This window comes from Aeromicrobium duanguangcaii, assembly GCF_024508295.1.
Taxonomy (GTDB): Bacteria; Actinomycetota; Actinomycetes; order Propionibacteriales; family Nocardioidaceae; genus Aeromicrobium; species Aeromicrobium duanguangcaii.
The window spans coordinates 1,603,432-1,629,915 of the sequence record NZ_CP101990.1; the positions used below are offsets into that span (position 1 = coordinate 1,603,432).

At 69.9% G+C, this 26,484-nt stretch carries 28 protein-coding genes; 9 read left to right on the top strand and 19 right to left on the bottom strand.

Annotation, left to right across the window (positions count from 1 at the left end; genetic code table 11):
* Positions 1 to 32: 32 nt before the first annotated feature.
* Positions 33 to 2,870 (top strand): aminomethyl-transferring glycine dehydrogenase, encoded by a 2,838-nt coding sequence (gene gcvP / locus NP095_RS08020; RefSeq protein ID WP_232416430.1) that lies wholly within the window; start codon positions 33 to 35, stop codon positions 2,868 to 2,870.
* On the opposite strand, the gene NP095_RS08025 is transcribed toward gcvP, so the two are convergent.
* Entirely contained in the window at positions 2,816 to 3,607 is a 792-nt protein-coding gene (locus tag NP095_RS08025; RefSeq protein ID WP_232416429.1) for a serine aminopeptidase domain-containing protein, read from the bottom strand. The two genes, gcvP and NP095_RS08025, sit on opposite strands and share 55 nt — an antisense overlap.
* A 37-nt stretch (positions 3,608 to 3,644) precedes the next feature.
* Here NP095_RS08025 and NP095_RS08030 point away from each other — a divergent pair, with 37 nt between their 5' ends.
* The 3 genes from NP095_RS08030 to NP095_RS08040 all read left to right on the top strand — a co-directional run bounded on the left by NP095_RS08030 (position 3,645) and on the right by NP095_RS08040 (position 4,945).
* Entirely contained in the window at positions 3,645 to 4,007 is a 363-nt protein-coding gene (locus NP095_RS08030; RefSeq protein ID WP_232416428.1) for a hypothetical protein, read from the top strand.
* A complete protein-coding gene (locus tag NP095_RS08035) occupies positions 4,000 to 4,389 on the top strand; it encodes a hypothetical protein (RefSeq protein ID WP_232416427.1) in 390 nt (129 codons plus the stop codon). The genes NP095_RS08030 and NP095_RS08035 overlap by 8 nt, the downstream gene beginning before the upstream one ends.
* Positions 4,390 to 4,489: 100 nt before the next feature.
* Positions 4,490 to 4,945: an SRPBCC family protein gene (locus tag NP095_RS08040; protein WP_232416426.1), complete on the top strand. Its 456-nt coding sequence runs from the start codon at positions 4,490 to 4,492 to the stop codon at positions 4,943 to 4,945.
* Here NP095_RS08040 and cobA read toward each other — a convergent pair.
* Both cobA and NP095_RS08050 read right to left on the bottom strand, forming a co-directional pair.
* On the bottom strand, positions 4,893 to 6,098 hold the full coding sequence (gene cobA, locus NP095_RS08045; protein WP_232416425.1) for a uroporphyrinogen-III C-methyltransferase: 1,206 nt from the start codon (positions 6,096 to 6,098) through the stop codon (positions 4,893 to 4,895). The genes NP095_RS08040 and cobA overlap by 53 nt on opposite strands.
* Entirely contained in the window at positions 6,095 to 6,886 is a 792-nt protein-coding gene (locus tag NP095_RS08050) for a phosphoadenylyl-sulfate reductase (protein ID WP_232416424.1), read from the bottom strand. Before NP095_RS08050 ends, cobA begins: the two co-directional genes overlap by 4 nt.
* 106 nt (positions 6,887 to 6,992) lie before the next feature.
* Between NP095_RS08050 and NP095_RS08055 the strand changes: the two genes are divergently transcribed.
* Positions 6,993 to 7,139 carry a GPGG-motif small membrane protein gene (locus NP095_RS08055; protein WP_172806395.1) on the top strand — a complete coding sequence of 49 codons (147 nt, stop codon included), beginning with the start codon at positions 6,993 to 6,995 and terminating at the stop codon, positions 7,137 to 7,139.
* Between the two features lie 177 nt (positions 7,140 to 7,316).
* Positions 7,317 to 7,940, top strand: coding sequence for an L-threonylcarbamoyladenylate synthase (locus NP095_RS08060; RefSeq protein ID WP_232416423.1), 624 nt, complete (start codon positions 7,317 to 7,319; stop codon positions 7,938 to 7,940).
* Here the strand turns inward: NP095_RS08060 and NP095_RS08065 are convergent.
* From NP095_RS08065 to NP095_RS08100, 8 genes are all read right to left on the bottom strand, one after another.
* Entirely contained in the window at positions 7,900 to 8,505 is a 606-nt protein-coding gene (locus tag NP095_RS08065) for a DnaJ family domain-containing protein (RefSeq protein WP_232416422.1), read from the bottom strand. The two genes, NP095_RS08060 and NP095_RS08065, sit on opposite strands and share 41 nt — an antisense overlap.
* 9 nt (positions 8,506 to 8,514) lie before the next feature.
* Positions 8,515 to 8,820, bottom strand: a complete 306-nt coding sequence (locus tag NP095_RS08070) for a DUF1905 domain-containing protein (RefSeq protein ID WP_232416421.1) — start codon at positions 8,818 to 8,820, stop codon at positions 8,515 to 8,517.
* Between the two features lie 2 nt (positions 8,821 to 8,822).
* On the bottom strand, positions 8,823 to 9,527 hold the full coding sequence (locus NP095_RS08075) for an anti-sigma factor (protein ID WP_232416420.1): 705 nt from the start codon (positions 9,525 to 9,527) through the stop codon (positions 8,823 to 8,825).
* Entirely contained in the window at positions 9,524 to 10,114 is a 591-nt protein-coding gene (sigK, locus tag NP095_RS08080; RefSeq protein ID WP_232416419.1) for an ECF RNA polymerase sigma factor SigK, read from the bottom strand. Before sigK ends, NP095_RS08075 begins: the two co-directional genes overlap by 4 nt.
* Before the next feature lie 28 nt (positions 10,115 to 10,142).
* Positions 10,143 to 10,769: a fasciclin domain-containing protein gene (locus NP095_RS08085; RefSeq protein WP_232416417.1), complete on the bottom strand. Its 627-nt coding sequence runs from the start codon at positions 10,767 to 10,769 to the stop codon at positions 10,143 to 10,145.
* A gap of 68 nt (positions 10,770 to 10,837) precedes the next feature.
* Positions 10,838 to 12,346: a molybdopterin-dependent oxidoreductase gene (locus tag NP095_RS08090; protein WP_232416416.1), complete on the bottom strand. Its 1,509-nt coding sequence runs from the start codon at positions 12,344 to 12,346 to the stop codon at positions 10,838 to 10,840.
* An 82-nt stretch (positions 12,347 to 12,428) separates the two neighbouring features.
* Positions 12,429 to 13,247: a DUF1206 domain-containing protein gene (locus tag NP095_RS08095; protein WP_232416414.1), complete on the bottom strand. Its 819-nt coding sequence runs from the start codon at positions 13,245 to 13,247 to the stop codon at positions 12,429 to 12,431.
* A gap of 37 nt (positions 13,248 to 13,284) precedes the next feature.
* Positions 13,285 to 13,449 carry a hypothetical protein gene (locus NP095_RS08100; protein WP_232416412.1) on the bottom strand — a complete coding sequence of 55 codons (165 nt, stop codon included), beginning with the start codon at positions 13,447 to 13,449 and terminating at the stop codon, positions 13,285 to 13,287.
* A gap of 285 nt (positions 13,450 to 13,734) precedes the next feature.
* Between NP095_RS08100 and NP095_RS08105 the strand changes: the two genes are divergently transcribed.
* Both NP095_RS08105 and NP095_RS08110 read left to right on the top strand, forming a co-directional pair.
* Positions 13,735 to 16,863 (top strand): thioester domain-containing protein, encoded by a 3,129-nt coding sequence (locus NP095_RS08105; RefSeq protein ID WP_232416411.1) that lies wholly within the window; start codon positions 13,735 to 13,737, stop codon positions 16,861 to 16,863.
* Between the two features lie 345 nt (positions 16,864 to 17,208).
* The gene (locus NP095_RS08110; RefSeq protein WP_232416409.1) at positions 17,209 to 18,993 is read left to right on the top strand and encodes a CocE/NonD family hydrolase; all 1,785 of its coding nucleotides are present in this window, start codon (positions 17,209 to 17,211) and stop codon (positions 18,991 to 18,993) included.
* A gap of 267 nt (positions 18,994 to 19,260) precedes the next feature.
* Here NP095_RS08110 and NP095_RS08115 read toward each other — a convergent pair whose 3' ends face one another.
* The 5 genes from NP095_RS08115 to NP095_RS08135 form a co-directional block, all read right to left on the bottom strand.
* Positions 19,261 to 19,482, bottom strand: a complete 222-nt coding sequence (locus NP095_RS08115; RefSeq protein ID WP_232416408.1) for a hypothetical protein — start codon at positions 19,480 to 19,482, stop codon at positions 19,261 to 19,263.
* The gene (locus tag NP095_RS08120) at positions 19,479 to 20,000 is read right to left on the bottom strand and encodes an SRPBCC domain-containing protein (protein WP_232416406.1); all 522 of its coding nucleotides are present in this window, start codon (positions 19,998 to 20,000) and stop codon (positions 19,479 to 19,481) included. The genes NP095_RS08115 and NP095_RS08120 overlap by 4 nt, the downstream gene beginning before the upstream one ends.
* Positions 19,997 to 20,314, bottom strand: a complete 318-nt coding sequence (locus tag NP095_RS08125) for an ArsR/SmtB family transcription factor (RefSeq protein WP_232416405.1) — start codon at positions 20,312 to 20,314, stop codon at positions 19,997 to 19,999. Before NP095_RS08125 ends, NP095_RS08120 begins: the two co-directional genes overlap by 4 nt.
* Before the next feature lie 71 nt (positions 20,315 to 20,385).
* On the bottom strand, positions 20,386 to 20,913 hold the full coding sequence (locus NP095_RS08130; RefSeq protein ID WP_232416404.1) for a TIGR03086 family metal-binding protein: 528 nt from the start codon (positions 20,911 to 20,913) through the stop codon (positions 20,386 to 20,388).
* Positions 20,914 to 20,921: 8 nt separating this feature from the next.
* Entirely contained in the window at positions 20,922 to 21,341 is a 420-nt protein-coding gene (locus tag NP095_RS08135; RefSeq protein WP_232416403.1) for a VOC family protein, read from the bottom strand.
* A 109-nt stretch (positions 21,342 to 21,450) separates the two neighbouring features.
* Between NP095_RS08135 and NP095_RS08140 the strand changes: the two genes are divergently transcribed.
* Positions 21,451 to 22,182, top strand: coding sequence for a VOC family protein (locus NP095_RS08140; RefSeq protein WP_232416402.1), 732 nt, complete (start codon positions 21,451 to 21,453; stop codon positions 22,180 to 22,182).
* On the opposite strand, the gene NP095_RS08145 is transcribed toward NP095_RS08140, so the two are convergent.
* The 3 genes from NP095_RS08145 to NP095_RS08155 form a co-directional block, all read right to left on the bottom strand.
* Positions 22,160 to 23,044, bottom strand: a complete 885-nt coding sequence (locus NP095_RS08145; protein WP_232416401.1) for a GNAT family N-acetyltransferase — start codon at positions 23,042 to 23,044, stop codon at positions 22,160 to 22,162. The two genes, NP095_RS08140 and NP095_RS08145, sit on opposite strands and share 23 nt — an antisense overlap.
* A gap of 6 nt (positions 23,045 to 23,050) precedes the next feature.
* Entirely contained in the window at positions 23,051 to 23,905 is an 855-nt protein-coding gene (locus NP095_RS08150; protein WP_222865741.1) for an alpha/beta fold hydrolase, read from the bottom strand.
* 111 nt (positions 23,906 to 24,016) lie between these two features.
* Positions 24,017 to 26,371, bottom strand: coding sequence for an ATP-binding cassette domain-containing protein (locus tag NP095_RS08155; protein ID WP_232416400.1), 2,355 nt, complete (start codon positions 26,369 to 26,371; stop codon positions 24,017 to 24,019).
* Positions 26,372 to 26,484: the final 113 nt, after the last annotated feature.

Consider the following 26,484-nt stretch of genomic DNA (forward strand, 5'->3'; position numbering starts at 1 on the left):
GCCCTGTTCGTCGAGCCCTCCGGAGTCATTCCATGTCGCAGCACGACCGCCAGCCCGCCACCCGCTTCGTCGACCGTCACATCGGTCCGCGCGCCACCGACCAGGCCGCGATGCTCCAGCGGCTCGGGTACGACAGCCTCGACGCGCTGATGCAGGCCGCCGTTCCGTCCGGCATCCGCACGGCGTTGGACGGATTGCCGGCCGCCGCCAGCGAGACCGAGGCCACCGCCCGGCTGCGGGCGCTGGCCGACCGCAACCATCCCGGCGTCTCGATGATCGGCCTGGGCTACCACCCCACGACGACGCCCGCGGTGATCCGCCGCAACGTGCTGGAGGATCCGGCCTGGTACACCGCCTACACGCCGTACCAGCCCGAGATCTCGCAGGGCCGTCTCGAAGCGCTGCTGGCCTTCCAGACCATGGTCGAGGACCTGGTCGGGCTGCCCACCGCGAACGCGTCCCTGCTCGACGAGGCGACCGCTGCGGCCGAGGCGTTGACGCTCGTTCGGCGTGCCGACCGCAAGCGCACCGATCTGCCGGTCGTCGTGGACGACGGCCTACTGCCGCAGACGCTCGCCGTGCTGCACACCCGGGCCGAGGCCGTCGGCCTGCCGCTGGTCGAGGCCGACCTGCGCGACGGCATGCCGGAGGGGGACTTCAGCGGCGTCATCATCGCCTACCAGCGCGCCGACGGCGCCGTCCTCGACCTGGCCCCGGTGATCGCGCAGGTCCACGCGGCCGGCGCGCTCGCCGTCGTGGTCACGGATCCGCTGGCGCAGGTGCTGCTGCGCTCGCCGGGCAGCCTCGGCGCCGATGTGGTCGTCGGCTCCACCCAGCGATTCGGCGTCCCGATGTTCTACGGCGGGCCTCACGCCGGCTTCATGGCCGTGCGCTCGGGACTGGAGCGCCACCTTCCCGGGCGCCTCGTCGGGGTGTCCGTCGACTCGGCCGGCCGCCCTGCCTACCGGCTGGCGCTGCAGACCCGGGAGCAGCACATCCGCCGGGAGAAGGCGACCTCGAACATCTGCACCGCGCAGGTGCTGCTGGCCGTCGTTGCGGCGATGTACGCCGTCTATCACGGCGCCGAGGGCCTCCGGGCGATCGCCCAGCAGGTCAACGGCCACGCCACTCGCCTCGCCGCGGGCCTGCGGGCTGCCGGCATCGAGCTGGCGTCGGACCGGTTCTTCGACACCGTGACGGCGATCGTGCCGGGCCGCGCCGACGAGGTCGTCGCGGCCGCCCGGGAGTCCGGGATCCACCTGTGGCGCTTCGACGCCGACCGGGTCGGCATCGCCGTCTCGGAGCCGACGACGATCGACGACCTGAACGCCGTCCTCAGAGCGTTCGGAGCCGGTGAGCTCCCGGCGGAGGGGGAGAGCTCCCTCGATGCCGGCTGGCTGCGCGAGGACGAGATCCTGACCCACCCGGTCTTCGTCGAGCACCGCAGCGAGACCCAGATGCTGCGCTACCTGCGCCGGCTCAGCGACCGCGACTACGCTCTCGACCGCGGCATGATCCCGCTCGGGAGCTGCACCATGAAGCTCAACTCCACGACGGAGATGGAGCCGATCAGCTGGCCCGGCTTCGCCGACCTGCACCCCTTCGTCCCGGCCGAGGATGCCGCCGGGATGATCGAGCTGGTCGAGACGCTCGAGTCGTGGCTCGCCACGGTGACCGGCTACGCGGCCGTCTCGGTCCAGCCCAACGCCGGATCTCAGGGCGAGTTCGCCGGGCTGCTGGCCATCCGCGAGTACCACCGCAGCCGGGGCGAGCAGGCCCGCGACGTGTGCCTCATCCCCAGCTCGGCCCACGGCACCAACGCCGCGTCCGCCGTCATGGCAGGCATGCGGGTCGTGATCGTCAAGGCGACCGGCGCCGGCGAGGTCGATCTGGACGACCTGCGCGCCCAGTGCGAGAAGCACGCCGACGACCTGGCCGCGATCATGGTGACCTACCCGTCGACCCACGGTGTCTACGAGCACGGGATCGGCGAGCTGTGCGACATCGTCCACGAGCACGGCGGTCAGGTGTACGTCGACGGCGCCAACCTGAACGCGCTCCTCGGTCACGCCCAGCCCGGGAAGTTCGGCGGCGACGTCTCGCACCTGAACCTGCACAAGACCTTCTGCATCCCGCACGGCGGTGGCGGACCCGGTGTGGGCCCGGTCGCGGTGGGGGAGCACCTCGTGCCGTTCCTGCCCAAGCACCCGTTCCACCCCGACGCCGATCGGCGCGGCAGCGCGGGCACGATCAGCGCGGCGCCGTACGGATCGGCCGGCATCCTGCCGATCCCGTTCGCCTACGTCGCGATGATGGGTGCCGACGGCCTCACCGACGCGACCTCCGTCGCGGTGCTCGCCGCCAACTACGTCGCCGCACGCCTGGGCGACGCCTTCCCCGTGCTCTACACCGGGGACCACGGGTTGGTCGCCCACGAGTGCATCCTCGACCTACGGGAGATCACCAAGAACGCGAAGCTGTCGATCGACGACGTCGCCAAGCGGCTCATCGACTACGGGTTCCACGCCCCGACGATGAGCTTCCCGGTCGCCGGCACCCTCATGGTCGAGCCGACGGAGTCCGAGGACCTCGCCGAGCTCGACCGGTTCTGCGACGCGATGCTGGCGATCCGATCCGAGATCGACCAGGTCGCGGCCGGCGACTACGACGCGCAGGACAACCCGTTGACCAGCGCCCCGCACGCCGCGCACGAGCTGATGGACTGGAAGCACCCGTACCCGATCGCCGAGGGCGTCTTCCCGGCCGGCACGACGCAGGACAAGTACTGGCCGCCGGTGGGGCGGATCGACAACGCCTACGGCGACCGGAACCTGGTCTGCTCCTGCCCGCCGGCGGAGGCGTTCGCCTGATCGGTCCACCACCGGACCACCCGGTCCACGACGGGCGAGGGCCGCTTGACCCAGAACACGTGATGGGTCGAGCCGCCCTCGGGCACCAGGTCGCGGGTGTACTCCCAGCGGGTCAGTGCCGCGGGCTCGATCAGGGAGTCGTCGAACCGGCGCACCGCCGCGGCGACCGAGAACCCGTCCCCGGCCAGTTGCACCGAGAGGGTGGGCGCGGCGACCCGTCGGTCGACCGCGAACGGAGGGCGCCCGATACGCACGACGCGAGCCCACTGGCTCATCAGGGTGCGTGCGCCGGGTGCGCCGAACCACGGCTTGGGCACGAAGCCGCGCAGCCGGCCGACGACCGGGACGCTGAGCGCCATCGTGGCGATCGGCAGCCCGCCGCCGGGGTAGTGGCGGAAGTAGGGCAGCGATACCCCCACCAGCACGAGCCCGTCGGCGGGCCGGGCACCGATCTGCACGGCCGCCGACAGTTGACCGCCGAGGCTGTGCCCGAACAGCAGCACCGGCCGGTCCGGATGGTCGGCGCGGGCGGCGTCGACGGACGCCTGGGTGTCGGCGATCTCGTCGGCGAAGGACCAGTCGTGCTCGCGGGAGGCGCGCGGAAGGCCGGGCTCGAAGCCACGGCGCGGCAGGACGCGCGCGGCCCAGCCCCGCTCCTCGAAGGCCTCGACGAGGGGGGAGTAGAAGGACGACGGGACCGCCATGGCGGGGGAGATCAGGACGATCGGGGTGCTCACCGCGTCATTTTGGCATCGTGAAAGACTCGGCTCTGACATGCCTGACGCACTGGTGTACGTGACCTCCGCCACCGCTTTCGTCGCCTCGTTGTTCGCCGCGTGGCACACCGTGAAGTCGTACCGGTTCAGCAACCCGCTCTTCTACGCCATCGCACTGGTCGAGGTGCTGCTGCTCGTGGCGCTGATCTGGGGGATCGTGGCGGTTGCGGGCACCGACCGCGACATCGAGAAAACTCTCTACCTGTCGTATCTCGTGACGACCGTGCTGATCCCGCCGGCGGCCGTGCTGTGGGGCGTGGGTGACAAGACCCGCTGGGGCACCGGCGTGGTCGGAGTCGCCCTGTTCACCGTCTCGGTCATGTTGATCCGTACGCACCAGATCTGGGAGGGACGTGGCTGAGCAGGCGGGCGACACCCAGCACGGATTCGGACGCGCCCTGGTGGCGGTCTACGCCGTGTTCACCGTCGCCGCCACGGCGCGATCGGTCTACCAGCTCATCGTGAAGGCCGACGAGGCGCCGGTCGCGTACGCGCTCTCGGCCGTGGCCGGGGTCGTCTACGGCGTCGCCACGTGGGCGCTGGCGAACGCCAACCGTCGCGTCGCCACCGCGGCGGTCGGATTCGAGTTGGTCGGCGTGCTCGCCGTCGGCGTCCTGAGCCTGGTGGATCCCGACCTCTTCCCGGACGCCACCGTGTGGTCGGGCTTCGGTGCGGGATACGGCTACGTCCCGCTGGTGCTGCCGTTCATCGGGCTGTGGTGGCTGCGGCGGACCCGCCCATGAGCCGGCCCGGGGACGAGAAGAGCCCCGCACGCTCATACCGTGCGGGGCTGGCTCCATTCAAACGCCGAGCCGTCACGATCCCCGGCACCGACACGGCCGCATGAGCGCGCGATCGTACGAGTTCCGCTCGGTCTGGGACGTGGCGGAGCCGCCGGATCTGCTGTGGCACACCCTCGAGCAGTTCCTCGAGCAGGACGATCCGCTGCCGTGGTGGGACGCCGTGCGCGTCACGGCGCACCGCGGCGAGGAGATCGACCTGGTCGCCCGGAGCGTGTTCGGGTACCGACTGCGGTTCACGGTCTACGACCTCGAGCTGGAGCCGACCAGCGCGATGCGCTTCCGGTCACGCGGGGACCTCGAGGGCAGTGCCGCATTGTCGTTCGAGCCGGGGCGGCCGGGTCGCACCGATCTGACGATCGACTGGCACGTGGACGCCACGGCGCCGTGGATGCGGCGTTCCGAGCGGGTGCTGCGCCCGGTCTTCGTGCTGGCGCACGACCAGGTCATGAAGTCTGGTGAGCGACGGCTGAACCGGTGGTTGCAGCAGCGAGGCTGACGACGTCGCCGATCACGGTGATCGCCGGCGACACGGCGTCGGACGCCTGATCGGCGATCGTGCCGAGGGTGGCGATCGTGGTGCGCTGGTCGGGCGAAAACCCTCGCTCGATCACGGCCGCCGGCGTCGCAGGGTCGTGTCCGGCGGCGATGAGCTCCTCCGCGGTGCTGCGCAGGCGCTTGACGCCCATGAGCATCACCAGCGTGTGGTCGCCGCGCCGCGGCAGCTCGCCGAGCGACTCGTGCCCCGTGATGACCGAGAAGCCTCGCGCGACGCCTCGGTGGGTGACGGGGATGCCGGCGGACGCGGCGACGGCGATGGCCGACGTGACGCCCGGGACCACCTCGACCTCGATGCCGGCCTCGCGACAGGCGAGCAGCTCCTCGCCGCCGCGGCCGAAGACGTACGGGTCGCCGCCCTTGAGGCGGACGACGACCTTGCCCTCGCGGGCACGGTCGACCAGCAGGGCGTTGATCTGCTCCTGGGGGATCGGATGGTGGTCCGGCTGCTTGCCGACGTCGATCACCTCGACGTCGGCCGCGAGCTCGGCCAGGACCGACTGCGGCGCCAGGCGGTCGAAGACCACCACGTCGGCCTCGGCCAGCAGCCGACGTCCGCGAGCGGTCAACAGGCCGGGATCGCCCGGGCCACCTCCGACGAGCGCGACCAGCCCTCGCGGATGGGTGCGGTGCCGCAACGGGAGATCACCGGTCTGCAGGGCGGTGGCCAGCGCGTCTCGCAGTGCGGAGGCGCGACCGGCGTCGCCACCGCCGCTGACGGCGATCGTCACGTCGTCCACGCGCGCGACGGCCGGCATCCACGCCGTGGCCCGTTCGGGGTCTCCGCCCTTGAGGCAGAAGATCTGACGCGACTCGGCGTCGTCGGCGACGGCGTCGTCGACCGACGGAATCCCCGTCGCGGTCTGCACCAGCCAGGCCCCGTCGAGGTCACCGGAGCGATAGGCGCGGGCGTGCCACGTGATCGTGCCCCGGCCGATGGACGACGCGAGGGAGTCCGAGACGGCGGGGGAGACCACGTGGACGTCGGCGCCGGACTCGGCCAGCGCGAACGCGCGGCGGGTGGCCACATGACCGCCACCGACCACGACGACGCGGCGACCTTCGAGGCGCAGCCCGAGAGGAAAGATGCTCACGTGTGCAGGCCGCACTCCGACTTGTCCAGACCGGCCCACCGGCCGGCCCGGGGGTCCTCGCCCGGTGCGACGCGGCGCGTGCACGGGGCGCACCCGATCGAGGGGTACCCGTCGTTCAGCAGCGGGTTGAGGATCACGTCGTGCTCCGCCGCGTAGGCGAGCACCTGGTCGAGCGTCCAGTCGGCGAGCGGGTTGATCTTGACCAGGCCGTTCTTCTCGTCCCACGTCACGAACGGGGTGTCGGCGCGCAGCGGGCTGTCGTCACGGCGCACGCCGGTGATCCAGGCCTCGTAGCCGCCGAGCGTCTCGGTCAGCGGCTCGACCTTGCGCAGCTGGCAGCACAACGCGGGGTCGCGCTCGTAGAGTCGCTCGCCGTACCGGGCGTCCTGCTCGGCGACACTCTGGCGGGACTGCACGTCGACGATCGTGAGCTGCATCGACGACTCGACGGCGTCTCGCGTGCCCAGAGTCTCGGCGAAGTGATATCCGGTTTCGAGAAAAAGTGTGTCCACCCACGGGATGTGTCGAGCCACCACATGAGGCAGCACGGCGTCGGCCATCGAGCACGCGACGGCCGTCAGATCGCCGAACTCCTCCGCCACCCAGGCCAGCAGGGCATCTGTGTCGCCGTCGGCGAATTTTCCCTCTGATTCCAGGGCGATCGCCCGCAGCTCGGGCGTGGTCCGCCGGTCCCTGACCCGCCCACCTCGTTGGGCCAGGTGGGCGGCGCGTTCCCGCTCGTGGGCGAGCTGACGCTCACGCCGTTCGGCCAGGCTGAGGGTGCTCACCCTGCCGACACTAATGCGCTCGGGAGCACCGAGCCGATGCGTCCAAAATGCGAACACCCGGAAGTTACGACAGGGTAGGTGCGAACCTATCGAAGGGAGTCACCCCATGTGGGACACCATTTTGTGGATTGCGGCAGTGATTATCGCGATCTTCGGCATCATCCGGCTTGTTCAGCGCGACTTCGTGATGGGCGCCGTGCTCATCGTCATCGCCCTGCTCGTCGGCCCGGGCGGCGTCAGCCTCTTCACCTGATCGACTGACGTCACCGGTGGCGGACAAGGTCCGCCCACCACGACATACATCCCGCCGGTTCTCGGCATCGCATCGTCCTCGGACGGTCGCGGTGCTGGGAGCGGCGGGATGGTCGTTTCCGGGGCACCTCCGAGCGCGCGATGCCGCCCCGGGCCGCTGACGTCTAGGGTGGCGAGCATGGTCCGCTACATCGACATCCACCCCGTCGACCCCCAGCAGCGCACTGTCGATCAGGCGGTCGAGGTGCTGCGCGGCGGTGGGTTGATCGCCTACCCGACGGATTCGGGTTACGCGCTCGGCGCGCAGATCGGGAACGCCGACGCCCTCCAGCGCATTCGCAGCATTCGCGAGCTCGACGACAAGCACCACTTCACGCTGGTCTGCTGCGACTTCGCCCAGCTGGGGCACTTCGTCAACGTGGCCAACACCGTGTTCCGTGCGGTCAAAGCCGCGACGCCGGGTCCGTACACCTTCATCCTGCCCGGCACCCGCGAGGTGCCGCGGCGCCTGCTGCAGGCGAAGAAGAAGACGGTCGGGGTGCGCATCCCCGACCACAAGGTCGCGCTGGCCCTCGTCGAGGCCCTGGGTGAGCCGTTGCTGTCCTCGACCCTGATCCTGCCCGGCGAGACGACACCCATGACCGAGGCGTGGCAGATCGGTGAGGCCATCGGCGACCAGATCGACGCGATCGTCGACTCCGGCGACGAGGTCATCGGCGAGCCGACGACCGTCGTGGACCTCTCCAGTGGCTACGCCGAGGTCATCCGCGTCGGCGCAGGCGATCCCACGCCCTTCGAATGAGCCCGGGCGGGGGAGGCTCGGGCAGCGGCGCCGACGCCTGAGCCCTGCGGCCCCGACGTGCCCGCCAGGCGGCGACCTCGACCTCGATGTCGCGCAGTTGCGTCACGACCGGGGGACCGCCCTGCAGTTGGCGACGGGCCGCGACGATGCGCCGGTTGAACTCCTCGACCGCCTCGCGCACGGCACGTTCGGACCGCAGCCGGTCCAGCTGCTCGTCCAGGATCGCGTCGTCCTTGCGCAGTTGCAGTGCCTCCGGCAGCACGCCGGTGATCTGCTCGCGCTCGATGAACCTCTTGAGCCACCAGTCGGGCTCTGCCGCGGTGTCGATGTGGGGAAGCGGCTTGCCGGCGTAGGGCAGGTCGTCGAACTCGCCCCGCGCCATCGCCGCCCGGATCTGCTGGTCGACCCACAGTGTCTGGTCCTCGGGACGACGCTGCGGCGGGACGGGTGCGTCCTCGTCCGGCGACTCGTCGGCGCGATCCGCGTCCGGATCCATCCGGTACCGGGCGGCGCGGTTGCGAGCGTCCTCGTCCATCGGCTCAGCGGATCCTGTGATGCGGTCCACGGCGTCAGTTTACGGCTGGAGCGACAGGCGCACCCGGATCCGATCGCCCGCCCCGCACGACTCCGCGACCCGGACGGCCCGCTTCACCGGCATCACGAAGGACCGCTGCTCCGTGCTGGGGAAGAGGGAGGTCCGCCACGTGGTGCCGCCCACCGTGGCCTCGACCTTGACCGAGCCGAACCCGCCGCGAGGGCCGGCCAGGTCCTCGATCTCGTCGCTCACGTCCGGGGGCACCGTGATGAAGTGCCAGGCGCCGTTCTCGCGCCAGAGCCACAGGTCCGCGGCGAACTCGAACACCCGGCTGTCGTCGCGCACGCTCAGAACTCGAACAGCGCGATCGGGGCCTCGGTCGGCTTGTCGACGTCGGGGTTGGACTCGACGGTGACGCCGGCCGCCGAGGCGGTCGCCGCATCACCCGAGAGCAGCACCGTCTGGTCGGGACTCTGGGCCATCGCGCCGGCGTTGACCATCGCGTCGCCCTGCTGGAGCCACACGACGTACGAGTGGCCCTTGGGCGGCGGCGGCATGTCCCGGGTGACCAGGACCGCCCGGCCGATCGAGGGGGAGCGGACCACGGTCGCCTTCGCGCCGCCCTCGAACTCCAGGGTGATGCGCTGGGCGTCCCCGGCTCGCATGACGCGGTCGGCCACGCTGACGGTCTGTCCCGATCCCGCGTCGTCCTGCCAGGGCCGGGCCACGCCGACGCCGACTCCCACCACCACGACGGCCGCGGCCGCGGCCACGAGCAGGCGCAGGGGGGACCGGCGTGCCGGCGCCGTGCGAGGACGGACCAGCGGGGGCAGCTGGCGGACCTCGGACAGAGCGGAAAGCACCGAGCCACGCAGCTCCGACGGCGGCTCCTCCGCCGTGAGAGCAGAGAGCTCGGCCGCGGCCTCACGCAGGGAGGCGACCTCCTCGCTACAGATGTCGCACCCGGCGAGATGCCGTTCGAACTGCTGGCGCTCGATGTCGGTGACCGCGTCGAGCGCGTAGGCACCTGACAGGGCATGCACGTCGCTCATCGTTCACCTCCGATCGTGTCGCGCAGTCTGATCAGGCCGTCGCGCACGCGGGACTTCGCTGTTCCCAGCGGCACTCCCAACATGGTGGCGACCTCCGTATGGGTGCATCCCCGGAAATAGGCCAGCTCGATGGCTTGGCGCTGCGTGTCCGTCAGGCTTCCCATCGCCTTGCGGACCCGCTGTGCGTCCAGCCGGGACTGGACCACTTCACTAGTCGAATCGTATTCCACGGCCTGATGACGGTGGCCGTATTCCACGTCACGCGTGCTGGTGGCCTCGACGCTGCGGACCCGGTCGACGGCACGGCGGTGCGCGATCGTCATCATCCAGGCGAGGGCCGAGCCCCGGTCCAGGTCGAAGCGAGCGGCCTGGCGCCAGATCTCGAGGAAGGCGTCCTGGGTGACCTCCTCGGACTGGGCCGGATCACGGATGATCCTCTTGACCAGACCGAAGATGCGCGGTGAGACCTGGTCGTACAGGTCCGCGAACGCATACTCGTCGCCCAGTCCGCACCGCTTGAGCAGCGGCGCGAGCGCCTCGGGCGGCGAGGTGTCGCCGCCCGAGGTCGCTGCACGCAGTTGATTCACCAGTTCATCGCCCTCGTGGGATGGATGGTCAGGGCATCAGCACGGAGTCGACCACGTACACCTTGGCGTTCGCCGTGTCGACGTTGCCGCAGATGACGCCGGCCTCTCCGACGGTGAACTCCTCGCCGGAGCCCTCCACCGTGATCGTGTCACCCGCGAGCGTCTTGTGCTCGCCGGCCACGTCCTCGGGGGACAGCTCGCCCTCCACGACGTGGTGCGTCAGCACCTTGGTCAACGCGGCCTTGTCGGCCAGCAGGGCGTTGAGGTCGGCGGCGGGGATCTTGGCGAACGCGTCGTTGGTCGGCGCGAAGACCGTCAGCGACTCGGCGCTGTTGAGGGTGTCACCGAGGTCGGCTGCCGTGACGGCCTTGACGAGCGTGGTGAGCAGCGGGTTGTTCGAGGCGGCGGTCGCGACCGGGTCGTCGGCCATGCCCTCGACGGAGCCTTCACCCTCGGTGGGGACGGCGGAGCAGCCGGCGCCGAACGGGCCGGAAGCCTCGTCCATGTCCTCGCTGGCGGACATCGAGGCCGAGGGGGTGCTCGAGCTGGAGTCGTCGCTGGACGAGTCGTCGCTGCTGCTGCAGGCGGCCAGACCGAAGCACATGACGATGGCGGCGGTGGCTGCGGCGGCGCGGTGGGGGAGCAAGCGGTTCATGGTCGTGCCTCTCATTGGTGACGATGGTGCAAGTGGTTCGGTACGGTCGGCGGATCGGATGGGTCCGATCACCGAACGATCACGACGATCTGCTGCAAACCACTGGAACCATCGGGAAAAGGCGGCTCGCGATCATCGGTCTGGACCTCGCCGTCGGGGGTGCGGGCGCGGACGGTCAGGGTGTGCCGGCCGGAGTCGGCGTCCCACAGCAGGTACCACTGACGCCAGTAGTCCACACCCGCGTCGGGTCCGAACTGCGCCTCCTGCCAGGGACCGTCGTCGACCCGGACCTCGACGGCGGCGATCCCGCGTCCCGGCGCCCACGCCACGCCCGCGACGACGATGCGTCCGGCATCGACCGACTTCAACGCGGCGGGAGTGTCGATGCGCGACGCGATCTTGATCGGGCCGTCGGTGGCCCAGTCGCGATCGGTCCAGTACGCGCTGCGATCACGGTAGGTCGTGACCGTCATCCTCGTGAGCCACTTGGTGCTGCCCACGTATCCGTACAGGCCGGGCGTCACGAGGCGGGCGGGGAAGCCGTGCTCACGGGGCAGCGCCTCGCCGTTCATGCCGACGGCGACGATCATGTCCCGCCCGTCCTGCGCGGCGGACAGGGGAGTGCTGATCGTGAAGCCGTCGGTCGCCGTGCTGAGGATCTGGTCGGCGCCGGGACGCACGCCGGCGCGGGCCAGCAGATCAGAGACGCGCACCCCCAGCCAGCGAGCGCCGCCGAGGTACGGTCCGCCCACCTCGTTCGAGACGCAGCACATGGTGATGTCGCACTCGATCATCGGCAGGTCCAGCAGCTCGGCGAAGGTGAGCTCGTACGGCCGGTCGACCATGCCGTCGATGCGCAGGGTCCAGCTGTCGTGGTCGACGATCGGAACGGTGAGATTCACGTCCACGCGGTAGAAGTCCTCGTTCGGCGTCTGGAATCGGGTGACGCCGCGGTAGCGGCTCTCGAGGCCGCGTGGCAGTGGCCCCAGCGGACGACGGGCGCGGGGGAGTGCGATGTTCTTGACGTCCTGCACCCGCGCGACGAGCCACTGCCCGGCGGTTCCGGCGACCAGTGCCCCGCCGGCGATCACTCCTGCACGCATCAACAGGCGGCGACGCCCCATGCCGTCGACGACCTCCCGCGGCCCTGTTGCGTCGGGGGACAGCCAGCGCAGCGCTCCCAGCGCGACGGCCGCGGTCACGATCGCGGGAATCACGTCCACGGGCCGAGCGGCCGCACGCGAGAGAGCGGCCCAGCCGGCCACGGCGACCAGGACCAGGACCACGCCGGCGCCGACGGGGAACGTCCGGCGCGCGACCACGCCGCCGAGCGCCGCCAGCAGCAGGGTCCCGGCCAGGACGCTGCCCAGCAGGACCGGTTTGTCGGCGTTCCCGAGCGTCTCGACCGCCCACTGCTTCAGCGGCGTCGGCGTCCGGTCGATCACCGCGCTCCCCACCGCCAGGACCGGCGAGGCGGCCGGACCGATCAGTGCTGCGACGAGGTGTCCGGCTGCGAGACCGGCGGCGGCCGAGAGCAGGCCTGCACCCGCCCCGAGAGCGAGATCATGGCGGTTCATGGGTGTGGTTCGTTGCGCGGCCACGATCGGATGGGGCCGCAGCCGCGGGCCGGCGCCCGTCGGACACGGTGTCAGGGGCGGCTCAGCGGTCGATGTGCCGCGCCCACGCGAAGCAGAACAGGCCGAAGGCGACGAATCCCGCACCGACCAGCGCAGTCACGACCGGACCGAAGGGCTGCTCCAGCAGCGTGAGCAGCGCCTCGTCGATCCCGCCGGACTTCTTCGGTTCGTGCGTGATCGCGGCGTAGCCGAAGAGCGCGCCGACACCCACGATCGCGGCGCCCTTCGCGACGTAACCGCAGGTGCCCAGCCAGACGTACGCCGTGCCGACACGGCCGCTGGTGCCACCGGCCTCGATGTCCTTGAGGAAGCGCCGGGTCGCGCCCTTGTAGATCAGGTAGACACCGACGGCCGCGATGCCGAGAGCCACGACGCCGACGATGAACTGGCCCATCGGCAGGTCCATGAGCTTCACGCTCACCGGGGTCGTGCCGTCCTTCTTCGACGAGCCCGAGCCGGTGACCACCTTGATCGCGCTGATCGCGATCGCGAGGTAGATGACGACCTTGCCCAGGCTGGTCAGCCGCTTGCGCAGGCGCTTGGGGTTGTCGTCCTCGCGGTGTCCGACGGCGGCCTCGATCGCCTGCCAGGCGGCGAGCAGGATCATGCCGATGGCGACGGCCCACACGATCGCCCCGCCGAAGGGCTGCTCGGCCAGTTCCTGGACGGCGCCGCTGCTGTCGGCCTTGTTCTCGCGGTCCCCGAACGCGAGCTGCAGCGTGAGCCAGCCCATCACCACATGGACGACGCCGAACGCCACCAGGCCGGCCCGCGCCACGTAGTCCATGGCGGGGTGGTTGTCGACGGCGCGCGCGGCAGAGGGTGCAGATCCGGGGGTCATGGCGCGAGCCTACGGCGTTCGTGACCACCCGGCCCGTTCACGTGAGCGGCCTCAGCCTCGCTGCGGAAAGCCAGCCGGTGTGGACGACACCGTCGGGGGAGACCCACGTGCACAGCGCCTCCCACCCCTTCACGACCGGGCGCCACTCGATGAGGACGCCCGGGCACACGGCCGGCGCGTGCTGCACGGTCGACAGATTCACCCACACGTGTTGGGGCCTGATCCGAGGCGGGGGAGTGACCGCCGGACCGTCCAATGCGGTGAGCGGGTCGCCGTACCTGCGGTTGTGACCCATGTGACCACTGTAGAACGCGTGTTCGATGAAAGGTCGAGAGACTCTGTGGCCACGCGAACGGAAGGAAGCGCGGCGCCTCCCACTAGGTGTCTACGTAGACGCCTACGTAGACACCTACCGTGAGTCGGGTCACACTCTAGTAACGGATCCCTCGCCAGGGATCTGGGCGAAGACGAATCGGGGGGTTCGATTGTGGCTCACATCGGAACGACATCCAACGCGACGACGCGACTGGCGCGCTTGCTCGCGGCACTGCTCCTGCTCGGAGGCGTGCTGTTCACGGCGTGGCCGGCGCACGCCGAGCCGATCGTCGGTGGCGAGGATGATCCCTTCCCGGCGGGCTTGCCGTTCACCGAGCTGCAGGTCGGTCCCATCACCGGTGCTCTCGGCGTGCGGAACGTCTCCGCGTACAACGCGCCGACGACGTTCGACCCGGTCGCGACCGCGTACCCGTCGACGCGCCCGGCGGGCTCGACGACCAACACGGTCCGCTATGCCGGTGCCATTCCGGCCAGCGACGCGGCGGGCACCGAGGTGCTGACCTATTGCATCGACCTGTTCACCTCGACGGAGGCCGGCGTCACGTACGAGCGGGGGGACTGGACCGAGGCGAACGTCCGCAACCTCGGGTACGTCGGCTACATCCTGCAGAACTACTACCCGACGACGGACGCCCCGACAGGGGTCGCGAACAACGTGAAGGCCGCGGCGGTGCAGGCGGCCATCTGGTACTTCAGCGACAACCTGGTGCTGAACTCGACGGCGAATCCGCAGCTGTTCAGCCTCACGCAGGCGATCGTCGAGGACGCCAGGGCCAACGGCCCGACCACCGAGCCCACCCAGCCGAACCTGAGCGTCTCACCCGAGTCCGCCGTGTCGCCGGCGAGCGGCGAGCTCGCCGGGCCGTTCACGGTGACCGCGGACGGACCGGCCACCCTGGTCGTCGAGGGCGTCCAGGTCTACGCCGACGCCGCGGGCACCCAGCCATTGGCGGAGGGCGCCACGGTCCAGCCGGGAACGCAGCTGTGGGCCCGCGCGACCGGCCTGGGCTCCTCGCAGGGCTTCTCGTTGCGGCGGCCGGAGACCGTGCAGGAGAGCACTGTCTATCTGTACGACGGGCAGACACCGGGTCGCACAAGCGGGCAGAAGCTGATCCTGGCCCAGGAGGAGTCGATCGAGGCGGTGGCCAGCGTCCGGATCACCCGCGAGGCCCCGGGCGGTATCGCCGTCACCAAGACGATCACCGGTGACGGCGCGGGCCTGCAGGGCGCCGTCGTGATCGACGTCGAGTGCACGGCCCCCGTGGAGGGCGAGCCCGTCACGCGGCAGGTGACGATCCCCGCCGGGACGACCGGATCGCAGACGACGACCCTGACCGGGATCCCCGCCGGTTACTCCTGCGCCATCACCGAGTCCGAGAACGGCGACAACGCCAGCGTGAGCGTCACCGCCACCACCATCGATCCCGAGACCGTGACGGTCGCTTCAGGGCAGACCTCTGCCGTCGCGGTCAGCAATGTGTATGACGTCGCCACCGGCGGACTCCAGGTCACCAAGACGATCAGCGGCGCCGGGGCCGGTCTGCAAAGTGCCGTCGAGATCAGCGTCGAGTGCACATCGCCCGGGACCGGAGACCCGGTCTCGCGGACCGTGACGATTCCCGCCGGCACCACCGGGTCGCAGACCACGCCGGTGACCGGCATCCCGGCCGGGTACTCCTGTGCGATCACCGAGACCGACAACGGTGACAACGGACGCGTCAGTGTCACCGCCACCACGATCGACCCCGCGACCGTCACGATCGTCGAAGACGGAGCAACGCCCGTCGCCGTGACCAACGAGTACGACATCGCCGTCGGCGGCATCGAGGTCACCAAGACGATCACCGGCGACGGTGCCGGTCTGCAAAGCGCCGTCGTGATCAACGTCGCGTGCACGCTGCAGGGCTCAGAGGACATCGCCAGGACCGTGACGATCCCCGCCGGCGCCACGGGCTCGCAGAGCCAGACCCTGTCGGGCATCCCGGCCGGCTACTCGTGCACGATCACCGAGCCCGAGAACGGCGACAACGGCCAGGTCAGCGTCACCGCCACGACGATCGAGCCCGGTTCGGTGACGATCACCGAGGACGTGAACGCGGCCGTCGCGGTGACGAACGAGTACGCGCAGGCCGTCGGCGGCCTCCAGGTCACGAAGACGATCACCGGTAGTGGCGCCGGCCTGCAGGACGCGATCGAGGTGCTCGTGTCCTGCACGCCCGCCGGTGGTGGCTCCGCGGTCGAGCGAACCCTGTCGATCCCCGCGGGGAGTCCGGCCGGCACGGTGTCGGACACGTTCGGCGGGCTTCCCGCCGGCGCGACCTGCACCATCACCGAGCCCGAGGACGGCGACAACGGCCGGGTGGACGTGACCGCCACGTCCATCGACCCCGAGACGATCACCATCGTCGAGGGCACGAGCCCGTCCGTGGCCGTCACGAACGAGTACGACGCCACGGTCGGTGGAATCACCGTCACCAAGACGATCAGCGGCGGGGGAGCAGGCCTCCAGGGGCCGGTCGAGATCCTCGTCAGCTGCACGTCGCCCGACGAGGGCGGAGGGACGATCGAGCAGTCGGTCACCATTCCGGCCGGCACGGGCGCGGGTGACGAGACGACCACGCTGACCGGGTTCCCGGCCGGCTCGACCTGCACGATCACCGAGCCCCAGGACGGGGACAACGGACTGGTCAGCCTGACCGCCTCGTCCATCGACCCCGAGACCGTCACGGTCGTGGAGAACACGAACGAGCCGGTCGCCGTGACGAACGAGTACGCCCGCGCCGTCGGAGGTTTGCAGGTCACGAAGATCATCGGCGGACCGGCCGCAGGGGAGCAGGGCGAGGTCGTCCTGGACATCGACTGTGACGACGCGGACAACGCCTTCGACCAGCAGTTCACCATCCCGGCAGGCTCGCTCGCGGGCGGCTACGTCGAGACGCTGGAGGGCATCCCGGCCGGCACGAACTGCGAGGTCACCGAGACCGCCACCGGCGAGACGGACACCGTCGTCCTGTCGACGCCGGTGACGATCACGCCCGGACCGGTCACGATCGTGGAAGAGCTCGTCGGCGAGGTCGTGGCCACCAACACGTACCGGACGCAGGACCAGGGTGGCGACGATGACAACGGGGGCGGTGGCGGCGGTGGCAGCGACTACGGCGGCTACGACGACTTCCTGGCCAGCACCGGCGGGCCTTGGGGTCCGGCCTGGGGCATCGGCGTCGCGCTGCTCGTCGCCGGTGGCGCCGCACTGACCCTGCATCGCCGCCGCAGCATGTGACACGCGGCGGAGGCTCTTCCCCTCACCGGGTCACCGACCCGGTGAGGGGAGAATCCTGCTCGACGATGTGATCGATGCCGCAGGGGAGACGAGTACTAGCCGAGATCAGGGCGTTTGTCCCGGGTTTTCAGAAATTGGGCATTGCCGAGCCCTCCACCTGTGCACCAGACTCCCATTATGAGAGAGACGAACGCGGCGTGGCGCGCACGCAGATCCCGGACAGCACTCGGTGCATTCCTTGCCCTCACCCTCGCGAGCTCGGGCCTGCTCGCGACCACGGCGAGCACAGCTTCGGCAGCGCCTGCGCCGAAGCCGTACGTGCTGAAGGGGGGCGAGTCATCCCCGGTGTACAGCTATGCCGACGCGATCCGCGAGACGGTGTGGGTCATCGCGCCCGACTTCGACGGTGACGGCGAGAAGGACCGGATCGCGGTCGACATCGTTCGTCCGCGCGAGCTCGACGCCAAGCGGGTCAAGGTGCCGGTCGTGATGGATGCGAGCCCGTACTACACGAGCGTCGGACGCGGCAACGAGTCGGAGTTCAAGTCGTTCGACGCCGAGGGCAACCTCATCAAGTTCCCGCTGTTCTACGACAACTACTTCGTGCCGCGCGGCTACGCCTATGTCGCACCCGACATCGCAGGCACCTCGCGGTCGACCGGTTGCGTCGACACCGGCGGCAAGTCCGACGTCGGCTCGGCCAAGGCCGTCGTGCAGTGGCTCAACGGCAACGCCGAGGCGGTCGACGCCGACGGCAAGGCCGTCAAGGCCGGCTGGAGCAACGGCAAGACCGGCATGATCGGCAAGAGCTATGACGGCACCCTGGCCAACGGCGTCGCCGCCACCGGCGTGAAGGGGCTGGAGACCATCGTGCCGATCAGCGCGATCAGCTCCTGGTACGACTACAGCCGTTCGCAGGGTCTTCCGTACAGCTGGAACTACTCCAGCGGCCTCGCCAGCCGCGTCGCCGGCAACCGCACGCAGCCCCAAGACTGCTCGGCGACGCTCGCGCGGATGGACGCCGAGGACGCCGACGAGACCGGTGAGCACAACGCATTCTGGGACGAGCGCAACTACCGTGACTCCGCCCAGCTCAATGCCAAGAAGGTCAAGGCGAGCGTCTTCATCTATCACGGTCTGCAGGACACCAACGTCAAGACGCGTCACTTCTCCGACTGGTGGAAGGACCTGGGCAAGGCCGGGGTCACTCGCAAGCTGTGGTTGAGTCGGGTCGGGCACGTCGATCCGTTCGATGTCGACCGTGAGGAGTGGGTCCGCACGTTGCACCGGTGGTTCGATCACGAGCTGATGGACATCAAGAACACGATCATGCTGGAGCCGCCGGTCAAGGTGGAGACCAAGCCCAATCGCTGGGTCAACTCCTACTCGTGGCCCACGCGGCTCACGACGACGACCCTGCGCCCCCAGGCCGACGGCTATTTGGCCCGGTCGATCGAGAAGTCGAAGCAGAGCTGGGTGAACTCGCCCAGCCAGCGTGAGAACGTCGCCGTCACCGAGGGCGACAACCCCAACCGCCTCCTGTACGCGACCTCTCCGCTGCTCGCCGACGCCCGGATGAGCGGTTCGATGGTTGCGAAGCTGCGGGTGACGTCCGAGGTGCCGACCGGGCAGGTGGGCGTGATGCTCGTCGACTACGGCGAGGGTGATCGCGTCCTTGCCACGGGCGACGGTGCGTCGACGACGACCACTGAGACCTGCGTCGGGCAATCGACCGCGAACGATGACGCGTGCTACTTCACGATGACCCGCAACGTGGGCACGACGCCGCTCCAGGTCCTGGGGCGCGGTTGGGCCCGGCTCGACGGCGCTGGAACGCACGACGTGACGGTGACGCTGGACCCCGACGACGCCGTCGTCGCCAAGGGGCACCGACTCGGAGTCGTCGTGGTGGGCGCGGCGAACGGCCGTGTGCGCAACGTCGACACGACGTCGTCGACGTACACGCTGGATCTCGCGAAGTCGCAGTTCGTGCTGCCGGGCCTGGCCCTGCCGCACCCCACGTGGGCATCGAACTGGAACTGGCTGCCCAAGCGCAGTGAGATCGTGCCAGGAACCCTTCCCGGCACCCGGAAGAACGTGCTTCCGGTCCTGATGGACACGCCTCGCTGACGCGATCGTGTTGAGGTGATCTCCAGGGCGGGCACGGCTTCGGCCGTGCCCGCCCTCACGTGCCCGCAGGCCCGTCAGACGTCAGATCCTGAGGAATCTCGTGAAACACAGGAGGCCACATGTCGACCGCCTGACCGGCCCCGCCTCGGAGACAGGACGTCTGCGCACCCAGCAGTGCTGCTGCAGGTCGGGTCCCCGGACTGCGACAACCCGCGGGGGAGGGACGTCAACCACCCTGATGAGTCATCTGGGGCAGTCAGCTCACCGCTAACTGACATAATGTGCATTATCGGACAAACTGCCAGACCGGGAAATCAGTGGGTCGGCGACCTGCTGGAACCCGATCTGTCCGCCCGGGCCGGTGACCCGGGCCCGGGCCGACGTGCCGTGCGCCTCGCCCTGAGTGATGACGGCGTAGAACCGTGCCAGCGCGAACGCGTCGGGTGCGTTCAGCGTGATGTCACTCAGGGTGATCGCTTCAGGCGTCACGACACGTCGGCGTTCTTGAAGGACGGCGCCAGCTCGGTCCAGCGGCGTCGCCAGTGCGGCGACGGCTCCGTGGCGGACCAGCCGTCAGGATGCGCCGTCCCATCGAGCTCGAGCGACCGACCCAGATCCTCGAGGTGGGCCTGCCAGCCCGCCCCGTGAATGTGGAGCTCGTCCAGCGGCAGGCCGCGTTCCTCGATGACCAATCGCGTCCGCGCGCCCTCGGCGGTCAGCCACGCCTCGATTTCGCACTCCCGGTCGGTGCCGGCGAAGGTGGTGACGAGCAGATGGTGCGGCCGCTCGCAGGCGTCGATCCTGCCCGGACCGCTCCAGGTGCTGGTGAAGGTCATCTCGATGGTGCTGCCGACCCGCAGGTCGCCGGACACCTGGGCGATCCACCGTGCGAGCCGCTCGGGCGTCGTGCAGGCGTCCCACAGGTCCTCGATGTCGGTGTCGTACACGTCCTCGACCCGCACCGCGCCTGTCGTGGCGTCCAGTGCGCGCATCGTCGTCGTGGTCATGAGCCGGCCTTCTTCCCTCGAGCGATCTCGGTGTGCAGGGCGTCGAGGCGGTTCTGCCACAACGCGCGGTAGTCGTCGAGCCACTCGTCGACCTCGATCAGCGCCTCCGGCCGCAGGCGGTAGATCCGCCGTTGCGCCTCCTGACGCGCGTCCACCAGTCCGGCTTCCCGCAACACCCGCAGGTGCCGCGACACTCCGGGACGCGCGATCGGCAGCGCGTCGGCCAACTCCCCCGCGGTCGCCTCGTGGTCGCGCAGGATCTCCAGCACGGTGCGGCGGCTCGGGTCGGCCAGCGCTTGCAGAACGGCATCCATGACTTGAGCGTACCCACATCGTTACGTAACGTCAATGGTACGCAGCTGCTCCCCTGGCCTGCAGGATCAGATCAACGCTCGGGACGGAAGGGAACCTCGCGACCAGCGAAAGCCGCGAGCCGTTCGTACGCGTTCGCGCCATCCGGGGCCGGCCTTCGGGGCCCGAAGGCCTGGCCGCGCTGCTCGTCGGTGAGCGCGACCGACATGAACGCGTAGCCCGTCTCGGCGATCTCGGGGTCGAAGCCGGAGCTGTCACCGCCGACCGCGGACGCCAGGTCCCAGCTGTGCACGGACAGCTCGCCGGCCAGCATCCCCTCCGGAACGGACTCGGGGTGCGCGCCCAGTGCCGCGAGCAGCTGCTTCGCGTGCGCATTGAATGCCTCGGCGGAGTCGTCGTGTCGGGGCGTCGGTGCGGTCCAGTCGACCGACTCCCCCAAGGCCATGGTCGTGAACTGCGCCGGGAGGTTGACCAGGTGATCGATCAGCTCACGAACGGTCCAGTCGGTGCAGGGCGTGGGGGCGTCCCACGCAGCCTCGGGGACGTCGGACAACAATGCCTCGGCCTGCTCGAGGCCTCGGGCGATGACGGAGGAGTTCATGGCTCCACTCAACCTCTCGGTTCGGACAGTTCCTCGGCGGTCGCCGCCCACAGGTGCCCGTCGGGGTCGGCGAAGGTTCCGGTGTAGCCCCAGGGCTGGGCCGCTGGCTCGCTCACGATCTCGGCGCCGGCCGCCCGTGCCCGCTCGATGAGCTCGTCGACCTCGGAGCGACTCGTCGCGGACCACGTGAACAGGCACTCGTGCTGTGCGACCGGCGCGACCGGGCGGCCGCCCGTGACCCAGCCGAACCCGCCGGACGGGATCAGCATGAGCTTGACGGTCTCGGACAACGAGAACTGCAACGGCTCGGGCACACCGTCGTCGGCCGGCTCGCCGACCGCCGTGAGATCCAGGACGCGCTCGTAGAAGTCGCACGACGTCCTGCGGTCGGAGATCGGCAATGAGATCACGACGTTCTGGCGGGCCATGGGTCCACATTGGCCCACTCGAATGCGGATGGAAACCCACGGACATGCTTCCGCGCCGCCCACGCCGTGGGGCTGACCGACGGCTCCGCTCCGACGTAACGTGGCTCACATGACCAGTCGATTGGAAGCCCTCGTCCTCGACGCGAACGATCCCGCGCGGCTGGCGGCGTTCTGGGGCAGCGTCCTCGAGCGCAACGTCGTCGAGAGCCCGGACGACGACGGCGTCCTGACCCTGACGGCGCCGGACGACGTCTCGTTCCCGATCGACATCGAGCCGACGCGCCATCCCAAGCGCCTGCGGAACCGGATGCACTTCGACTTGACCAGCTCGTCCTCGGACGACCAGCAGGCGACGGTCGAGCGTGTGCTGTCGCTCGGCGGCCGTCACTTCGACGTCGGGCAGCTGCCGACCGAGCCGCACGTCGTCCTCGCCGACCCCGAGGGCAACGAGTTCTGCGTGCTGGGCCCCGACAACCGGTTCACCGCTGGGTGCGGACGCATCGGCGCCCTCTCGTGCGACGGCAGTCGGGCCGCCGGCGAGTTCTGGCAGGCGGCGCTCGACTGGCTCATGGTGTGGGACGAGGGCGACGAGACCGCGATCCAGTCGCCGCACGGCGGGACGAAGATCTCGTGGGGCGGACCGCCCCTGATGGAGAAGCCGCCGAAGAACCGCTGGCATCTCGACATCCGCCCCTACGGCGACCAGGCTGCCGAGGTCGAACGGCTCGAGCAGCTGGGTGCCGCCCGCACCGACATCGGCCAGGGAAGGGTCAGCTGGGTCGTGATGCGCGATCCGGACGGCAACGAGTTCTGCGTGCTCAGTGGAGCACGACCGGCTTGACCCACCGGCTCCACTCCCCCTGCGGTGCGTAGCCGGCGGAGCGCCACAGCGCGACGCCGGGATCGTTCTCGTCGAGGACCATCGCGCACATCCGAGTGGCGCCGAGCGCGGCCAGGCGGCGCTCGGCCTGGTCGAGCAGCCGGGAGCCCACTCCCCTCCCCCGCTGCTGCGGGTGCACCGCCAGCCGGTAGAGGTTCGCCCGCCAGCCGTCCCAGCAGGCCACGACGCAGCCCACGATCTCGCCCGCCTGCTCGGCCACGATGATCGCCGCCGGGTCGCGCGCCAACAACTGCGCGACGGGGCGGGCCTCATCGGCCGGCCGCGCGGCGTTCTCGGCCGAGATCGCCCAGAACGCCAAGAGAATCTCGATGTCGGCGACCACCGCGTGGCGGAGCTCCAGATCGCCATCGCGAACGCGCAGGGGGTGCTCGGCGAAGGTCGGCACCTCGAAGCCGTCGACGTGCGCCACGACCTGCTCGTCGGAGAGCTGCAGGTCGTCCGGGCCCGATCCCGTGCGGGTGCGGACGCGGGCCAGCGCGGTCCCGCGATCGACGGGGAGGAACACCGTCTCGGCCAGGACGCCGATCTCGGCCGCCAGCGCGCGGTAGGCGTCGCGCAGGGCACGGGTGCTGAACGAGAAGTCCACGACGACGTCCTCCCCCTCGATGACCGCCTCGACGAGCTGTTCGCGCAGGTCCTGCTCGATCTCGACCAGGACGTCCTGCGGCACGTCCGGGCTCCGGAACCCGTGCCGCCACGTCTCGACGTCGAACGAGAGTCGCAGCCAGCCCGCAGCCTCGAGGTTCCGGGCGTACGTCGACTTCCCGGCGCCCGTCGCACCGCACATCAGGACGACCGCCACGGCGGACTACTCCTCGATCGCCGTCGACGCGATGAAGTCGGCCAGCACGTCGGCGAACCGGTCGGGGTCGTCGAGGTGCGGGAAGTGGCCGGCACCCGGGAACAGCTCGACGCGGCAACTCGGTACCGACTTCTGGGCATTGATCGCGTGCCAGGCGGGGATCATGCGGTCCTTGGTCCCCCACACCAGCAACACCGGGATCGGCCGCACGTGGGCGAGGTGGTCGTGGGCACTGATGGTCTGCCCACCGGGGTCGACCACGGCGCGGGTCGTGGCGAGGAAGGCCTTGCGACTCTCGCGATCGCCGAGCGACGTGAACCCGCGCCAGATCGCCCCGACGTCGGCTCCGGGCTTCCAGCCGATCCTGGCAGCCGTGCGACCGACCGACTCGACCTTTCCGAGCACCCACCCCGACGCGACGACGCTGAGCACCTGCTCGGCGCCGGGCAACGTCGCGGACCGCAACAGCGGGCTGACCTCGCGACCGAGCCCGCCGCTGGCGACCAGCACGAGCCGCTCGACGCGCTCGGGGAACAGGTAGAAGAACTGCATCGCGATGCCGCCACCCAAGGAGTGCCCGACGACGGTGACGGTGTCGATCCCGAGGCGGTCGAGCAGATCGCGCAGCGTCGCGGCGTGGGAACTGAGCGAGTAGTCCCCCATCGGCTTGGCCGACGCGCCGTGGCCGAAGAGATCCGGCACGATCACCCGCTGGGTGTCGTCCATCCGGTTCACGAGGTGCTTCCAGTTGTGCTGCGAGCCCAGGATGCCGTGGATGAACAGCACGACGGGGCCGTCGCCGCGATCGAGGTACGAGAGTCGATGGCCGTGCAGGACCATCGTGTGGGGCGAGCTCGGCACAGGGCCTCCTAGACCTGGAACGGTCGGGTTACCTCACGGTAACCCTGTTTGGCGGATGCGTGCGGCCGATCCGCCGCGCCGGTGACGCAGATCGCGCCGGGAGCGAAGCATTCAGGGCCCGACGTAGGCAGCCAGGTGCTCTCCCGTCAGGGTCGACTGTTGGGCCACGAGATCGCTGGGCACGCCCTCGAACACCACCCGTCCGCCGTCGTGGCCCGCGCCCGGTCCCAGGTCGATGATCCAGTCGGCGTGGGCCATGACGGCTTGGTGGTGCTCGATGACGATGACGGACTTGCCCGAGTCGACGAGGCGGTCGAGCAGGCCCAGCAGTTGCTCGACGTCGGCCAGGTGGAGACCCGACGTGGGCTCGTCCAGGACGTACGTGCCGCCCTTCTCGCCCATGTGGGTCGCCAGCTTGATCCGCTGGCGCTCGCCTCCCGAGAGGGTGGACAGCGGCTGGCCCAGCGTCAGGTAACCCAGGCCGACGTCCTCGAGCCGCGCGAGGATCCGGGCGGCCGCGGGCACGTTGACGCCGTCCTTGGCGAAGAAGGCGTGTGCCTCGGCGACCGGCATGGCCAGCACCTCGCTGATGTCACGCTCGCCGAGCTTGTACTCCAGCACCGCGGCGTCGAACCGCCGTCCCTCGCACACCTCGCAGGGCGACTCGACCGTGGCGAGGATGCCCAAGTCCGTGAAGACCACGCCCACGCCGTTGCAGTTGGGGCACGCGCCCTCGGAGTTGGCCGAGAACAACGCCGGCTTGACGCCATTCTCCTTCGCGAAGGCCTTGCGGATCGGGTCGAGCAGGCCGGTGTAGGTGGCGGGATTGCTGCGCCGCGATCCGCGGATCGCCCCCTGGTCGATGGCGACGACGTCCTCGAGCTTCGCGACCGAGCCGTGGATCAGCGAGCTCTTGCCCGATCCCGCGACCCCCGTCACGACGACGAGGACGCCCCGCGGGATGTCGACGTCGACGTCCTGCAGGTTGTGGCTGTTCGCACCCCGGATCTCGAGCTGGCCGGTGGGCTTGCGGACCTCGTCCTTGAGCGAGGCGCGGTCGTCGAGGTGCCGCCCGGTGACCGTGTCGCTCTCGCGCAGGCCGTCGACGGTGCCCTCGAACATGATCTGTCCACCGCCGCTGCCGGCACCCGGGCCGAGGTCGACGACGTGATCGGCGATCGCGATGGCCTCGGGTTTGTGCTCGACGACCAGCACGGTGTTGCCCTTGTCCCGCAACTGCAGCAGCAGCTGATTCATGCGGTCGATGTCGTGCGGGTGCAGCCCCACCGTGGGCTCGTCGAAGACGTACGTGACGTCGGTCAGGGACGACCCCAGGTGCCGGATCATCTTGGTGCGCTGCGCCTCGCCGCCGGACAGGGTGCCGGCCGGACGGTCCAGCGACAGGTAGCCCAGCCCGATCTGCACGAACGAGTCCAGCGTGTCGGACAGCACCTTGAGCAGCGGTGCCACGGACGGCTCGTCGAGGTCGTGGACCCAGGCCGCGAGATCGGTGATCTGCATGGCGCACGCGTCGGCGATGCTGATGCCCCGGATCTTCGAGGAGCGAGCGCCCTCGTTCAGCCGAGAGCCGTGGCACTCCGGACACGTCTGGAACGCGATGGCCCGGTCGACGAACGCCCGGATGTGCGGCTGCATCGCCTCGCGGTCCTTGGACAGCATCGACTTCTGGATCTTGGGGATGATCCCCTCGTAGGTGACGTTGATGCCGTCGACCTTGATCTTCGTCGGCTCCTGGTGGAGCAGGGCGTCGAGCTGCTTCTTCGTGAAGTCCTTGATCGGCTTGTCGGCGGGGAAGAAGTCCCCGTTGCGGAAGATCCGGCCGTACCAGCCGTCCATCGTGTAACCGGGGATCGTCAGGGCGCCGTCCTCGAGCGACTTCGTGTCGTCGTACAGGGCCGTCAGGTCGAAGTCGGAGACCGCACCGCGTCCCTCGCAGCGGGGGCACATGCCGCCGGTGACCGAGAACTCACGGCGCTCCTTGACGGTGCGCCCACCGGTCTCGAACGACACGGCGCCGGCGCCGCTGATCGACGCCACGTTGAACGAGAACGCCTGCGGCGAGCCGATGTGGGGCTCACCCAACCGGCTGAACAGGATCCGCAGCATGGCGTTCGCGTCGGTCGCGGTGCCCACGGTCGACCTCGGGTCGGCGCCCATGCGCTCCTGGTCCACGAGGATCGCGGTGGTCAGTCCGTCGAGGACGTCGACGTCCGGGCGCGCGGTCGTGGGCATGAAGTTCTGCAGGAACGCGCTGTACGTCTCGTTGATCAGCCGCTGGGACTCCGCAGCGATCGTGCCGAAGACGAGCGAGCTCTTGCCCGATCCCGAGACGCCGGTGAAGACGGTGAGCCGCCGCTTGGGCAGCTCGACGTCGACGTCCTTGAGGTTGTTGACGCGAGCGCCGTGAACGCGGATGAGGTCGTGGCTGTCGGCCGGATGGGTCACGCGGTGGTTCCTCCCGATGAGCGGTTCCTGAACGATAGCCGCGCCAGTACGGTGAGCGGAACGCCCGAAGGCGTCTGGGCGCGGCCTCGCGAAAGAGAATCCCGCGACCGTGT

Bases quoted from the DNA above. Each gene is read 5' to 3' on its own strand.
- NP095_RS08135 (WP_232416403.1), bottom strand. From the start codon at position 21,341: ATGGCCCGCCAGAACGTCGTGATCTCATTGCCGATCTCCGACCGCAGG.
- NP095_RS08090 (WP_232416416.1), bottom strand. From the start codon at position 12,346: ATGAACCGCCATGATCTCGCTCTCGGGGCGGGTGCAGGCCTGCTCTCG.
- NP095_RS08060 (WP_232416423.1), top strand. From the start codon at position 7,317: ATGGTCCGCTACATCGACATCCACCCCGTCGACCCCCAGCAGCGCACT.
- NP095_RS08055 (WP_172806395.1), top strand. From the start codon at position 6,993: ATGTGGGACACCATTTTGTGGATTGCGGCAGTGATTATCGCGATCTTC.
- NP095_RS08075 (WP_232416420.1), bottom strand. From the start codon at position 9,527: ATGAGCGACGTGCATGCCCTGTCAGGTGCCTACGCGCTCGACGCGGTC.
- gcvP (WP_232416430.1), top strand. From the start codon at position 33: ATGTCGCAGCACGACCGCCAGCCCGCCACCCGCTTCGTCGACCGTCAC.
- NP095_RS08085 (WP_232416417.1), bottom strand. From the start codon at position 10,769: ATGAACCGCTTGCTCCCCCACCGCGCCGCCGCAGCCACCGCCGCCATC.
- NP095_RS08095 (WP_232416414.1), bottom strand. From the start codon at position 13,247: ATGACCCCCGGATCTGCACCCTCTGCCGCGCGCGCCGTCGACAACCAC.
- NP095_RS08030 (WP_232416428.1), top strand. From the start codon at position 3,645: ATGCCTGACGCACTGGTGTACGTGACCTCCGCCACCGCTTTCGTCGCC.
- NP095_RS08040 (WP_232416426.1), top strand. From the start codon at position 4,490: ATGAGCGCGCGATCGTACGAGTTCCGCTCGGTCTGGGACGTGGCGGAG.
- NP095_RS08130 (WP_232416404.1), bottom strand. From the start codon at position 20,913: ATGAACTCCTCCGTCATCGCCCGAGGCCTCGAGCAGGCCGAGGCATTG.
- NP095_RS08125 (WP_232416405.1), bottom strand. From the start codon at position 20,314: ATGGATGCCGTTCTGCAAGCGCTGGCCGACCCGAGCCGCCGCACCGTG.
- NP095_RS08140 (WP_232416402.1), top strand. From the start codon at position 21,451: ATGACCAGTCGATTGGAAGCCCTCGTCCTCGACGCGAACGATCCCGCG.
- NP095_RS08120 (WP_232416406.1), bottom strand. From the start codon at position 20,000: ATGACCACGACGACGATGCGCGCACTGGACGCCACGACAGGCGCGGTG.